Source organism: Streptomyces venezuelae (assembly GCF_008642375.1).
GTDB lineage: Bacteria > Actinomycetota > Actinomycetes > Streptomycetales > Streptomycetaceae > Streptomyces > Streptomyces venezuelae_G.
The window spans coordinates 4218415-4231598 of sequence record NZ_CP029194.1 but is presented as its reverse complement, the minus strand read 5'-3'; the positions used below and the strand labels follow the sequence as shown (position 1 = coordinate 4231598).

Here is a 13184-nt window from a genome sequence, read left to right as displayed (position 1 = left end):
TGGCCGGGCGGGGCGGGCGGCTCTTCACTCGCGCCATGAGCACAAACGCACCGCCCTCGAATTCGCCCTCGTCCCTCCGTCCGCCGTACGCACGGTCCGCGCCGCCTCCCGGGGCGCGGGCCGTGGCCACCGCCCTGGTGGCGGCGATGGCCGGTGCGGCCCTCCTCACCGGTCCGGCGGGCGCCTCGGCCGTGGCACCCGCCGGACCGTCGGGCCCCGCCCCGGTGGCACCCGTAGCCGTCCCGGCCCCGGCCCCGGCCCCGGCCCCGGCCCCGGCCCCGGCCCCGGCCCCGGCCCCGGCCCCGGCCCCGGCCGCGCCCGAAGCCGCGCCCGAAGCCGACGCCGAAGCCGCGCCCGAAGCCGCGTCCGACGCCGAAGCCGACGCGCCCGTGCCGCCCGTGTCCGCGCCGCGTTTCGCGGGCAAGGCATTCGACACCTGCGAGGCGCCGTCCCTCGCGGTGATGAGGGCCTGGCTCAGGTCCCCGTACCGGGCCGTCGGGGTCTACTTCGGTGGCCGGGGCCGGGGGTGCCCCGGACAGAAGGAGCTGACCCCCGCCTGGGTCGCCTCCGCCCACGCCATGGGCTGGCGGCTGCTGCCGCTCTTCGTCGGCTCCCAGGCGCCGTGTGTCCACTCCGCCGCGAAACGGCCGTACGCGATCGGCAGCCGCCCCTGGAGCCAGGGCGTACGGGAAGGGGGCGAGGCGGTGCGCGCGGCGCGGGCCCTCGGGATCGGCGCGAGCAGCCCGCTGTACCTGGACATCGAGGCGTTCCGATTGGAGGACACGAGCTGTGCCGCCACCACCCTCTCCTTCGTCCGCGGCTGGAACCGTGAGGTGCGGCGCCTCGGCTATGTGCCCGGCTACTACAGCAGCGCCGACACCGGGATCCGGCAGATCGAGGAGGCGCGGAAGGCGGGTACGGAGGACCTGCCCTCCGTGCTGTGGTTCGCGCGCTGGCGAGGCGTGCCCGCGCTGTACTCGGAGACCTCGCTGCACGCCGATGCCTGGACGCCGCACGCCCGGATCCATCAGTACGCGGGGAACGTCGCCGAGACGTACGGAGGCCATCGGGTCCTGATCGACCGGAACGCGGTGGACGCGCCGGTCGCCCGCGTCACGACGACGGAAAGTACCGGTTCGGCCCGGTAACGACCCGGTCCCGACCCTGACTCCGGTGCGGGGCGACTCCACCCAGAGGAGGTCCGGCCGCCGTCTCTCCTCCAACCTGAGGCGGATCCCGGTTCGGGACCTGGGGCCGATCCGCGGGGCACGGTCCGCTTCTAGCGTGGAGTCATGACCCCGCCACCCTCTGGCCCCGTCTGCACCGGCGCCTCGAAGGCCGCCCTCGGCCACGTGCCGTACCCGTCGTTCTCCTCGTACGTCCGGGCGCGTGGTCCCGTGCTGCTGCGTACGGCCCGCTCCCTGACCGCCAACCCCTGCGACGCCGAGGACCTCCTCCAGACCGCGCTCGCCAAGACCTTCATGGCCTGGGAGCGCATCGAGGACCACCGCGCCCTCGACGGCTACGTCCGCCGTGCGCTGCTGAACACCCGTACGTCGCAGTGGCGCAAGCGCAAGGTCGACGAGTTCGTCTGCGAGGAGCTGCCGGAGCCGGCCGGCCTCCCCGAGCCCGACCCGGCCGACCGTCAGGTGCTGCACGACGCGATGTGGCGCGCGGTGATGAAGCTGCCGGAGCGCCAGCGCCAGATGGTGGTCCTGCGGTACTACGAGGACCTCAGTGAGGCCCAGACCGCCGAGGTCCTCGGGGTCTCGGTCGGCACGGTCAAGAGCGCGGTGTCCCGGGCGCTCGGCAAGCTCCGCGAGGACCCGGAACTGACCCCCGTACGGTAAGTACCGGCGCGAATCAGAGGGAAGAGCCACTTCCGCCAGCGATCACTGGCAATTTACGTACTCCCGGGTAGTGACATACCGCGCGGTACGTGCGCAGAATCTCCACACCCTTTCTGCCACGCCACGTAGCGCCCACCGGGAGGACGCCCCGTGTACAGCACCATGCAGGACGTACAGCTGACCGTGAGCCGCATCCTCAAGCACGGGATGACGATCCACGGGAAGTCCACCATCACCACCTGGACGGGCGAGCCCGAGCCGCACCGACGCTCGTTCGCGGAGGCCGGAGCCCGCGCGCACCAGCTGGCCAACGCCCTGCGCGACGAACTCGGGGTGACCGGCGACCAGCGGGTCGCGACCCTGATGTGGAACAACTCCGAGCACGTCGAGGCGTACTTCGCGATCCCCTCCATGGGCGCGGTCCTCCACACCCTCAACCTGCGTCTTCCCCCCGAGCAGCTCGTGTGGATCGTCAACCACGCCGAGGACCGGGTCGTACTCGTCAACGGCTCCCTGCTGCCGCTCCTCGTCCCGCTGCTCCCCCACCTCCCGACGATCGAGCACATCGTCGTCGCGGGCCCCGGGGACCGCTCCGGTCTCGAGGGCGTCGCGCCGCGCGTGCACGACTACGAGGAACTGATCGCCGGCCGCCCGACCAGCTACGACTGGCCCGAGCTCGACGAGCGCTCCGCCGCGGCCATGTGTTACACCTCCGGCACCACCGGCGACCCCAAGGGCGTCGTCTACTCCCACCGCTCGATCTACCTGCACTCCATGCAGGTGAACATGGCCGAGTCGATGGCCCTGACCGACCGTGACACGACCCTCGTCGTCGTGCCGCAGTTCCACGTCAACGCCTGGGGCCTCCCCCACGCCACCTTCATGACCGGCATCAACATGCTGATGCCGGACCGTTTCCTCCAGCCCGCCCCGCTCGCCGAGATGATCGAGCGCGAGCGGCCGAGCCACGCCGCGGCCGTCCCGACCATCTGGCAGGGCCTGCTCGCCGAGGTCACCGCGAACCCCCGCGACCTCTCCTCCATGACCCAGGTGACCATCGGCGGCGCGGCCTGCCCGCCCTCTCTCATGGAGGCGTACGACCGGCTCGGCGTCCGCCTCTGCCACGCCTGGGGCATGACCGAGACCTCCCCGCTGGGCACGATGGCCCACCCGCCGGCCGGTCTGAGCGCCGAGGAGGAGTGGCCGTACCGCGTCACGCAGGGGCGTTTCCCCGCCGGTGTCGAGGCGCGGCTCGTCGGCCCCGGCGGCGACCACCTGCCCTGGGACGGCGAGTCCGCGGGCGAGCTGGAGGTCCGCGGCACGTGGATCGCGGGCTCGTACTTCGGCGGCGCCGACGGCGAGGAGATCCGCCCGGCCGACAAGTTCAGCGAGGACGGCTGGCTCAAGACGGGTGACGTCGGCGTGATCAGCCCCGACGGCTTCCTCACCCTCACCGACCGCGCGAAGGACGTCATCAAGTCCGGCGGCGAGTGGATCTCGAGCGTCGACCTGGAGAACGCCCTCATGGGGCACCCGGAGGTCGCCGAGGCCGCCGTCGTCGCCGTGCCGGACGAGAAGTGGGGCGAGCGCCCGCTCGCGACGGTCGTCCTCAAGGAAGGTGCCACGGCGGACTACGAGACGCTGCGGTCCTTCCTCGCCGCCGAGGGCGGCATCGCCAAGTGGCAGCTGCCGGAGCGCTGGGCGGTCGTGCCGGCGGTGCCGAAGACGAGCGTCGGCAAGTTCGACAAGAAGGTCATCCGCAGGCAGTACGCGGAGGGCGAACTGGACGTGACGCAGCTGTAGCCGGGGCGTTGCGGCCGATGCGGGGGAGGGCAGCTGCCCTCCCCCGCTTCCTTGCTGCTCCGGCTAGTTGGTGCCGATCTTCGCGAGCAGATCGACGATCCGGGCCTGGACCTCGGTGCTGTTCGACCGCTCGGCGAGGAAGAGGACCGTCTCGCCGGAGGACAGCTTCGGCAGCTCCTCCTCGTCGAGGTCGGCCGAGGTGTAGACGACGAGCGGCGTACGGTTCAACTGCCCGTTCGCGCGCAGCCAGTCGATGATCCCGGCCCGTCGGCGGCGCACCTGCATCAGGTCCATCACGACGAGGTTCGGCCGGGTCTCGGTGGCCAGCGCGACCGCTTCGGTGTCCGTGGCCGCCCGCTCGACCTGCATCCCGCGCCGCTCCAGGGTGGCGGCGAGCGCCTCCGCGATGTCGTCGTGCTCCTCGATCAGCAGGACCCGGGACGGGTGCTGCTCGCTGTCGCGGGGCGCGAGCGCCTTGAGGAGCACGGCGGGGTCGGCGCCGTACGCGGCCTCCCGTGTCGCCTGCCCGAGGCCGGCCGCGAGCAGCACCGGCACCTCGGCCGCGACGGCGGCCTGGCGCAGCGACTGGAGCGCGGTGCGGGTGATGGGCCCGGTCAGCGGGTCGACGAAGAGCGCGGCGGGGAAGGCGGCGATCTGGGCGTCGACCTCCTCGCGGGAGTGCACGATCACCGGACGGTAGCCGCGGTCGCTGAGCGCCTGCTGGGTGGAGACGTCGGGCGCGGGCCAGACGAGCAGCCGGCGCGGGTTGTCGAGCGGCTCGGGGGGCAGCTCGTCGTCGACGGGCCGCGGCGCGGGCCGGTTGGCGACCTCGATCGCGCCACCGGGACCGTCGAGCGGTTCGGGCCCTTCGGCGGAGCCCTCGGCGGGCGCCCCTATGGCGTAGGCGCGGCCTTCGGGGGCGGCCGGGGAGAGCCCGAGCGCGGCCTCGGGGGAGGACTGCGGGTGGGGCTTGGCGGTGTTCTCGGCGGCGGCCGGTACGGGGATCGCCGCCGGGACGGGCGGGTCGACCTCCGGCGGGGTGGCGAGCTTGCGCCGCCGACCGGAGCCGTTGGAGGGCGCGGCGGGGGCCACCGGAGCGGCCACGGGCGTCGCGGCGACGGGAGCAGCGGGCGCGGCCGTCGGCGGGACGAAGGGAACGCCCTGCCCCAGGGTGCGCACGCTGAACGCCCGCCCCTGGGTCGAGTCCTTCGCTTCCTTCGACGTCGCGACCGGCATGGGCAGTTCGGGCGGCAGCGGTACGGAGCCGGTGCCCGTCCCGGAACCGGTGCCGCTCTGCGGAGCAGGCGCAGGTACGGCCGCGGGCACGGCCGCCGGGACCGCACCCGGCAGCGGCGTCGACGACGGCGGTACGGGCGCCGGCGCTACGGGCGTCGGCGGCAGGGGCGCCGGCGGTGCCATGGCGCGGCGGCGACCGCTCGGCTCGGGCAGCGGCTGAGGCTGCTGCGCGAGGTGCGGATGGGGCTGCGGGGGCGTGTGGCCGGAGCCCGGGACGCCTCGTACGGCCTCGTGCTGCCCCTCGTCGGAGACCGGCAGCGCGAAGCCACCCGGAACCGGAACCGGCGCGGGAGCAGGCGCATGAGCAGGAATCGCAGCCGCAGCCGCGTCGTCGGACTCGGGGCGGTCCGCGTCGGCCGGCGGGAGCGCGAACGGCGTGCGGGGACCGGCCTCGGCCGCCGCGGCACGCTCCTGCGCGGCGGCGAGGGCCCGTCGGCGGCGCCCGCTCGGCGGGGCGGCCGCCACGTCACCGCCGGTGGCGACGGCGGGCAGGGCCAGGGCGGGGTTGTGCGCCGGCGCGACAGCGGGCGCGCTCAGGTGCTCGGCGGCGGAGACCCCCTGCGGGGGCACGGCGGCGCCCAACGCGGCCCGCCCCTGCGCGCCCTCGGCGGCGGTCACCACGGAGCCTTCGGCGGGCCGGCCCCGGCGTCGTCCGGTGGGCTCGACGGCGGGCGCGGCGGAGGGAAGGGAGACGGGCCCCGTCGACGAGGGAAGGGCGGCGGGCGCGGAAGCGGGGAGCGCGGCCATGGCGGAGCCGTCGGCGCCGGCGTTCTGCTGGGCGGGGATCAGCTCGGCGGGGCCGGACGACTCGCTCGTACGGGCACGGCGACGACCGCCCGACTCGGCGGCCTCAGGGGCGACCGGGCTCTCCAGGAAGGCGTCCGTCGAGGCGCGCCGCGCCCGGCGCCGCCCACCGCCCGAGGTCTCCCCCTCGGTACCCGTGGCCTGCGCGGGCAGAGCGGGCAGCTCCCGTACGCCGGCGTCCTGCGCTTGCAGGGCAGGAGCAGCGACGGGCGCAGGAGCAGGATCGGTAGCAGCGGTGGGAGCGGCAGCGGGAACAGTGCCCCGCCCGGCCCCGAGCGGCACTTCAAGGACGTACGCGCCGCCGCTCGTCCCCGGGACCTCGTGGGTCTGGACGACACCGCCGTGCGCCGCCACGATCCCGCGCACGACGGGCCCGTGGACGGGGTCGCCGCCCGCGTACGGGCCGCGGACCTCGATGCGTACGACGTCTCCGCGCTGGGCGGCCGCGACGACGATCGTGGAGTCGACCGGCCCGGCGCCCGGCACCGCGGCCCGGTTCTGGCCGGTCGCATCGACGCCGGCGACGTCCGCGACGAGGTGCGCGAGCGCGGTCGCGAGCCGGTCGGGGTCGACCTCGGCCTCGATCGGCGGCGCGTGCACGGCGAACTGCGCGCGGCCGGGCCCGATCAGCTCGACAGCCGCGTCGATGCCGGCCGTCACGACTCCGTCGAGCAGCGCGACCCGCCGGTCGAGCTCCTCCGCGCCCGAGTCGAGGCGCTGGTAGGCCAGGACGTTGTCCACGAGCGCCGTCATCCGGGCGTATCCGGCGGTCAGATGGTGCAGCACCTGGTTGGCCTCGGGCCACAGCTGCCCGGCGTCGTCGGCGGCGAGCGCGCCCAGCCGGCCGCGCAGCTCCTCCAGCGGGCCGCGCAGCGACTCGGCGAGGACGGCGGTCAGCTGCTCGTGCCGGGCGGCCAGCGAGGCGTACCGCTCCTGCTGCTCCTCCCGCTCGACCGCGTGCCGCTCGGCGCGGTCGGCGAGCTCGGCGGCGTGCTCCTCGGCGAGCTGCTCGTACGGCCTGCGGTCGGTGAAGGTCATCACGGCGCCGACGAGCTGGTCGCCGTCGCGCACGGGAGCGGTCGTGAGGTCGACCGGCACCCGGTCGCCCTTCTTCGCCCACAGCACCTGCCCCCGGACGCGGTGCTTGCGCCCGGACTTGAGGGTGTCGGCGAGCGGGGACTCCTCGTACGGGAAGGGCTCGCCGTCCGCGCGCGTGGCGAGGATCAGCGGGTGCAGCTCCTGGCCGCCGAGCTCACCGGCGCGGTAGCCGAGGATCTGCGCGGCGGCGGGGTTGACGAGGACGACCCGGCCGTCGGTGTCCGTGCCGACGACGCCCTCGGCCGCGGCGCGCAGGATCATCTCGGTCTGGCGCTGCGAGCGGGCGAGTTCGGCCTCGGTGTCGAGGGTCCCCGTGAGGTCCCGTACGACGAGCATGAGGAGTTCGTCGCCGGTGTAGCCGCTGTACGAGTCGTAGGCCTCGCGGCCGTCCTCCAGGCTGGCGCTGGTCACCTCGACGGGGAACTCGCCGCCGTCCGTGCGACGGGCGATCATCCGGGTCGGCTTGGTGCGGCCGCGCTCGTCCGTGCCCTCGGGGCGGCGCATCGAGCCCGGGATCAGCCGCGAGTCGAAGGACGGCAGCAGGTCCAGCAGGCCCCGGCCGACGAGCGCGGTGCCGGGCGTCTCGAACATGCCGAGGGCGATCGTGTTGGCGTTGACGACCGTGCCGTTGCAATTGACGAGCACGAGGCCGTCGGGGAGGGCGTCGAGTATGGCTGCGAGGCGAGCAGCGCCTCGGGATGGCCTGCTGCTCACGACGACGGTTCCTCCCTGACCCACTGCACGTGCTTGCCTGTCGGCAGGCGGGCCCCATCTTGCCCCTCGGGCCGCAGCCTGTCACTGAGGGAGTCTAAGGGAGCCGCCGCCCGCCGTTCGTTGCCAGAGTCATTGCCCGGGCCTCCCCGGAGTCATCGTCCCAGGATGGGGAGCACCGGCTGGAGGTCGGTCCAGCGGTCGATCTCGCAGCCGTTGACGCGGGAGAACCGGGAGTCGATCTTGCGGCCCTGCCAGGTCCCGGTGACGTGCGCGACGGCGGTGCCGCCGTACACCTGGGTGCACATCGCGTCCCGCGGAACGGGCTTGAAAGGGTTCGTGCCCGCCTGCGCGTGGTCCTCCAGACGCGCGCAGGCGTCCTCGGCGGCCGGGTGCGTCCCGCCGGCCCGGTCGTCGCAGGTCAGCTCGAAGGTGCCGTCGGCACCCGGACGGCCGCTCTCGGCGACCTTCACGGTCAGCGTGTCGGGCGGGGAGAGCAGGGGCAGCGGCGGCAGGGGGCCGAATCCGGCGGTCCCTGCGGCGGTGGTGGCGAGGGTCGCGAGGACGAGACGGCGCAGCATACGGATCTCCTGGAGCGGCGGTGCACGGCAGCGGACACGGGGCGGGCACGAGTACGGGCGGACCCACGGCGTCCCGTCCCTCTAACGCTCCGGGCGCCGGGGCGTTGCGCAAGCGGGGTGCGCCGGCCGGGCGGGCGGCCCCGGCCGGGGCGTGCGCGGCGCGGCCGGGGCCGCAGGGCTTTGCCCTGGACCCCGAAGGCCTAGTACGGTGAGAATCGATTGGTGACAGCCGGTTCGCCTGTGTCATCATCTGCACGCACCACTCGCGTATGCGCGGGGTGCATGGAGGCGTCGCCTAGTCCGGTCTATGGCGCCGCACTGCTAATGCGGTTTGGGTCTTAAAGCCCATCGAGGGTTCAAATCCCTCCGCCTCCGCCCTACCGAAGCCCCGGCCCCAAGGCCGGGGCTTCGGCCGTTCCCGGGCCGCCTGCGGGGCGCATGTGACGCCGGTCTCTTTCGGCCCGTTTTCACCCCGCGCACCCCCGCCCGCGACCTCCGGCCACCGACTCCCCGATCACCCTCTGGGTGAGGTTTTCGCAGGTCACAAGGGGTGGGGTGAATGGATTTCACATGACGGCGGCAGTCATGTAATGTTCTTCCTGTCGCCGCGAGCGGGCCGAAAGGCCGGGGAGCGAAGACGGAAAACAAAACAAGCACTCGTAGCTTAACGGATAGAGCATCTGACTACGGATCAGAAGGTTGCAGGTTCGAATCCTGCCGAGTGCACACAGCTCAGAGGCCCCCTGGACATCGTCCAGGGGGCCTCTGACATCAGCGGGTGACATCAACGTCTTCGCCGATTGAGCGACGGCCCAGTCGGTACCTCTCAGGGGAGACCGCGCATGGGCGACTGGGTACTGTCGTTCGTCGTGCCGTTCGCGTCCAGCGTCGGTGCGCTCGTCATCGCTTTCGACTACCGCAACCTCGGGCTGAGGGCGTACGACCTGATGGCACGGTGGGTCCCCGGTGGAGTGAATCCAAGATTCTCCCCGGATGTGCTGAGAGTGATCGTAGGATTTTTTGGGGTGGTCCTTCTGGTCGCCATCGGCGCTCAGGCGGTCGACCGGCTCTAGCTCTCAGTCGGATGCTCCCCTCCCAGGACATCGTCCATCCGATCGGCTGCGGCCCTCAGCGTCGTTTGCATGACGTGCGCGTAGGTGTCGAGCGTCATCGTGATCGTGCTGTGCCCGAGGGTTTCCATGATGACCCGGGCGTCCACGCCCTGGGCGAGTAGCAGTGAGGCGCAGGTGTGCCGCAGGTCGTGCACCCTGATCCGGCGGACCTTCGCCTTGGCGCACAGGATCGTGAGCATGCGGTTCAGGCTCCGAGGGTCGGTCGGCCGGCCGGTCGACGTGGTGAAGATGAGCCCGCCCGGCTGGTGAAGCGACGGCTTCCACTTCTCACCGGCCACCATCCGCTCTTCCTCCTGCTTCGCGCGGTGCGCGTGGAGTGCGTCCACGCACCGCTTCGGAAGCGAGACTGTACGGATCGACCGTGCCGTCTTCGGCGTGCCGAAGAGCAGTTCCCGCTTGATGCGCTGGAGGTTCCTGCGGACCCGGAGCTGTCCGGCGTTCAGGTCGACGTCCGACCACGTGAGCCCGAGGGCCTCCCCTCGGCGCAGGCCGGTGGAGACCATCAGCAGCCACAGGGCGTAGAGCCGGTGGTCTCGGGAGGCCTTCAGCAGCATGCGAACCTCGCCCGCATCGAGCGGACGTACCTCCTCACGCTGCACGGTGGGGGTCTCCACGATCTTCGCGACGTTGCGACCGATCAGCTCCTCCCGGACGGCCTGCTGGAGGGCCGAGCGAAGCACGGCGTGGACGTACTGCACGGTCCGCGCCGAGGGGCCGCGCTTGCAGCACTTGTGCACGGCGCAGCAGTTCCGCTTTCCCTCGGGGCGAGCAGCGTCCGCCCCGCGCAGGCAGCACAGGCAGCCGTTCTTGAAGTCGGCGAGGAACAGCCGGATATCGGTGGGGGAGAGCCGGTTGAGCCGCTTCTTGCCGAGGGCGGGCCGGATGTAGAGCCGGGACAGCCCCTCGTAGCTGTTGAGCGTCGCGGGCTTGAGCCGGGTCGGGGCGATGGCGCCCAGCCAGTAGGTCAGGTAGTCCCCGAACGGCATCGCCGACGTGGCGGCGGGGATGCCCTGGCGGGTCTTGTCCTGCATCTCGATGAGCTTGGCGCTCACTTCCTCGCGGGTCCTGCCGTAGACGAACTTCCGCACGCGGGTGCCGTCCGGCCTGTAGACGTAGGCGGCGGCCTGATAGCGGCCGTCCGCGCGCTTCGTGATGGTGCCCTCGCCGTTGGCGCGCCTCTTGGCCATCAGGCGGTCTCCTCAAGTCGGTTGTGGATGTAGGTGTGGAGGGAGTCGAGCGGGATGCGTCGGGCGCGGCCCTCGGTGTAGCTGGGCAGGGCGCCGGAGCGGAGCAGGTCGTAGACCTTGCTGCGGCTGAACTTGAGCGCTGCCATGACTTCCGGGACGGTCACGGCCCTGTGGCTGGTCGGGAGCGTGATGCTCACCTGTGCCTCCTGGGTGGATGGCCGGGGCCTGTGGCCCCCCTCTGGAAAGTCCGCTACATCCGCTACGCCGCTACATCGCAGGTCAGCGGCATGCTCTGTGTAGCGGGAAGGGCGGGTGTAGCGGCTACACCTTGCTGCGGGCCGCTCAAGATGGGCCGGTGGTTGGGGTGGGTGTAGCCGCTACACGTGGGGTTGCCGCTACGCGAGCACCGGCTGTGAGCTGGGCTGTAGCGGCGTAGCGGATGTAGCGCTGTTCTGGGCAGGCGGCGGGCAGTAGCGGGTCCACGCGTCCTGGAGGTCCTCGGCGTAGTAGCCCTTGAGGATGCCGCCGGCGGTCCGGATGTTGCGGGAGACGATGGGCTCGTCGCCGGTGGTCCGGTACTCCTTGAGCATCTTGGACAGTCGCCGGTTGTCGAGAGGCTTGCCGTCGAGGTCGGCCCAGGGGGCGTCCTCCAGGGCGTTGAGCCGATCGAGGACGGCGATGGTGGGCAGTTTGTCGACGCCGATGAGGACGTGGTCGCGCAGGTCGGTGAGGAGCCGGATGCCGAGAGATGCCCTGTCGTCGGCCTGGGACGACTTGACCAGTTCCAGGCACGCGGCACGGGCTCGCTCGGGCCAGTCGCCTCCGGCGGCATCGGCGACGGCCAGGAGAGGCTCCCACACGTCGGCAGGGCGGTCCGTGATGCCGTCGGGCATCTCGGGCCAGGCTCCCTCGACCTTCTCGCGGACCTGCTCGGCCCATGCGGCGAGGCGGTCGCGCAGTGCGTGACCCTGCTTCTCGTGCGTCCCCAGCCGGTAGGGCTCGACCTTCTCGTTCCAGGCACGGCGGCGCATGCGGATGATGACGGACCGGGTGGTGATGGTGTCGGGAAGGCCCCCGAGTCCGGCCATGGCCACGGCGCAGTAGGACGGGAAGCCCTGCACGGTCTGGTTGGCGCCGTCGCCGACGCACCGGTACATCAGCCGTCCGCGTCGGTGTCCGGCGTTGAGGAAGCCGCGGAGCTGTTCGTTGTCTCCAGCCTTGGGGCCGAAGACGGTGTCAATCTCGTCGAAGATGATCGTGGGCCGCTCGCCTTCGATCCCGGCCACGGAGCGGAAGAGCGCGGACGGGGAAGCGTCCACGGCCGCCATCTTGTTCGGCACGAGGGTCTCGATCACCTCCAGTGCCCGGGACTTCCCTGAGCCGGGCTCCGGGGAGAGGAACGCAATCCGGGGCGTGGAGTCGAAGGCGTCGATCAGGTGGGCGTGGGCGTCCCACAGGGCGACGGCGACGTAGGCGCCCTCGCGGGGGAAGACGTTGAACCTGCGGTGGAAGGCCTCCACCTCGTTGAGCAGAGCGGCGCCGTCGATGGGCTGCTGGGTCATGCGGCTTCCCCTTTGGTCAGGAGCGGGTGGACGTCGTGGGCGGGGTGCGGGTCAGAACCAGAAAGGACGCCTTCGGCGACGACCTTCGAGGCGCCCACCGTTTTCCGCTCCCGGGGCTGTTCGGCGACGTCGGGCCGGTGGGGGGTGGCGGCGTTGCTTTTCAGGTGGGGGGATTCGGGGCTGGTCATGCGGCTGTCTGCCGGGGGCGGGCGGTGCGGATGGACCAGTCCAGGGCGCTGCGGATCGTGGAGCGGCACTCGGCCGGCGGCAGTCCCGCCGTCTCCCCCGCTACCTGAAAAGCCTCCTCGGCCACGTCCCGGGGGAGGTCTCCCCATGCGACGAATCGCCCCACAGCCCTTACAGAGTTCAGGAGTTGGGCGTTCCTGCCGCCCTCGTGAGTCGCTCGAACGGCAGCGGTCTCGCGCTCCAGCGCCACCTCCGCGACCCGATGACCGCCCACTACGGTGATCGCCGGGGCGGTCAGGACGGGCTTGGGGCGGGTGGTGAGAGCGTCCAGGAGCCATCCGGGCAGCGGAACCGGGGGACGGCTGTCGAGAACGACGTACGACCCGTCGGGGGTGTGGCTGCCGGGGGCGACGACGTATCCGCCCCAGCCCCGGGTGTCGATGTGCTTGCCGAGTCGTCCGGCGGTGTTGCCGAGCCGGACGCCGTCGGGCGGGGTGAAGTACAGGTGTTGTCCGCCGCGCGCGGTCCGCACTCGGTGGGTGAGGGGGACGGCCTGTCCGGCGCGCTCGCAGAGCGCCTCGAAAATGGCGACGCCGTCAGGCGTTCCCTTCTCGTCCTTCTCCTTGAGCGTGTCCAGGTCGACCACGAGCAGGCCGGACGGGCCGGTGGCGATGCCGATGTTGTACGGGGCGTGGGTCCAGGCGGCGGCGAGCAGATCGGGGTCTGTGGTGGCCCGCTGCTCGGGGGTCTTGTGTCCGTCCGCGCACCGGCCGGTGCCGGGGCAGCGGGATTCGGCGTGGCCGGCGGGCCGCTTGTCGCCGGGACGCAAGGGGAAGACGTGCCAGCCGTTCTCGACGGCGCTCACCGCGTGCGCGAGGAGCTCCAGGCCGGGCATATCGATAGAGGGCAGGTCCCTGCCCTCTCGCGGAGAGGGGGGAGATTCAGTCATGCTGGATACCTCCGGTCAGCTAGA

10 protein-coding genes and 2 tRNA genes are annotated in these 13184 nt (G+C 72.4%); 6 read left to right on the top strand and 6 right to left on the bottom strand.

Going from position 1 to position 13184, the window contains the following annotated elements; all coding sequences use genetic code 11:
- Nucleotides 1–35 precede the first annotated feature (35 nt).
- The 3 genes from DEJ46_RS19295 to DEJ46_RS19285 all read left to right on the top strand — a co-directional run bounded on the left by DEJ46_RS19295 (nt 36) and on the right by DEJ46_RS19285 (nt 3653).
- Nucleotides 36–1148, top strand: coding sequence for a DUF1906 domain-containing protein (locus DEJ46_RS19295; RefSeq protein WP_150268101.1), 1113 nt, complete (start codon nt 36–38; stop codon nt 1146–1148).
- A gap of 144 nt (nt 1149–1292) precedes the next feature.
- Nucleotides 1293–1850 (top strand): SigE family RNA polymerase sigma factor, encoded by a 558-nt coding sequence (locus DEJ46_RS19290; protein ID WP_150268099.1) that lies wholly within the window; start codon nt 1293–1295, stop codon nt 1848–1850.
- Nucleotides 1851–2000: 150 nt separating this feature from the next.
- Nucleotides 2001–3653, top strand: a complete 1653-nt coding sequence (locus DEJ46_RS19285; protein WP_150268097.1) for a long-chain fatty acid--CoA ligase — start codon at nt 2001–2003, stop codon at nt 3651–3653.
- 63 nt (nt 3654–3716) lie between these two features.
- On the opposite strand, the gene DEJ46_RS19280 is transcribed toward DEJ46_RS19285, so the two are convergent.
- Both DEJ46_RS19280 and DEJ46_RS19275 read right to left on the bottom strand, forming a co-directional pair.
- Nucleotides 3717–7565 carry a PAS domain-containing protein gene (locus tag DEJ46_RS19280; RefSeq protein ID WP_150268096.1) on the bottom strand — a complete coding sequence of 1283 codons (3849 nt, stop codon included), beginning with the start codon at nt 7563–7565 and terminating at the stop codon, nt 3717–3719.
- 152 nt (nt 7566–7717) lie between these two features.
- Nucleotides 7718–8143: an SSI family serine proteinase inhibitor gene (locus tag DEJ46_RS19275; RefSeq protein ID WP_150268094.1), complete on the bottom strand. Its 426-nt coding sequence runs from the start codon at nt 8141–8143 to the stop codon at nt 7718–7720.
- A 284-nt stretch (nt 8144–8427) separates the two neighbouring features.
- Here DEJ46_RS19275 and DEJ46_RS19270 point away from each other — a divergent pair.
- From DEJ46_RS19270 to DEJ46_RS19260, 3 genes are all read left to right on the top strand, one after another.
- Nucleotides 8428–8518, top strand: a tRNA-Ser gene (locus DEJ46_RS19270).
- Nucleotides 8519–8796: 278 nt separating this feature from the next.
- Nucleotides 8797–8869, top strand: a tRNA-Arg gene (locus tag DEJ46_RS19265).
- A gap of 116 nt (nt 8870–8985) precedes the next feature.
- Entirely contained in the window at nt 8986–9216 is a 231-nt protein-coding gene (locus DEJ46_RS19260; protein ID WP_150268092.1) for a hypothetical protein, read from the top strand.
- Here the strand turns inward: DEJ46_RS19260 and DEJ46_RS19255 are convergent.
- The 4 genes from DEJ46_RS19255 to DEJ46_RS19240 all read right to left on the bottom strand — a co-directional run bounded on the left by DEJ46_RS19255 (nt 9213) and on the right by DEJ46_RS19240 (nt 13160).
- On the bottom strand, nt 9213–10463 hold the full coding sequence (locus DEJ46_RS19255; protein ID WP_150268090.1) for a tyrosine-type recombinase/integrase: 1251 nt from the start codon (nt 10461–10463) through the stop codon (nt 9213–9215). The two genes, DEJ46_RS19260 and DEJ46_RS19255, sit on opposite strands and share 4 nt — an antisense overlap.
- Nucleotides 10463–10660, bottom strand: a complete 198-nt coding sequence (locus tag DEJ46_RS19250) for a helix-turn-helix domain-containing protein (RefSeq protein ID WP_150268088.1) — start codon at nt 10658–10660, stop codon at nt 10463–10465. The genes DEJ46_RS19255 and DEJ46_RS19250 overlap by 1 nt, the downstream gene beginning before the upstream one ends.
- A gap of 198 nt (nt 10661–10858) precedes the next feature.
- Nucleotides 10859–12025, bottom strand: coding sequence for a DUF3631 domain-containing protein (locus DEJ46_RS19245; protein ID WP_150268086.1), 1167 nt, complete (start codon nt 12023–12025; stop codon nt 10859–10861).
- Nucleotides 12026–12209: 184 nt separating this feature from the next.
- The gene (locus DEJ46_RS19240) at nt 12210–13160 is read right to left on the bottom strand and encodes a bifunctional DNA primase/polymerase (protein ID WP_150268084.1); all 951 of its coding nucleotides are present in this window, start codon (nt 13158–13160) and stop codon (nt 12210–12212) included.
- Nucleotides 13161–13184 lie beyond the last annotated feature (24 nt).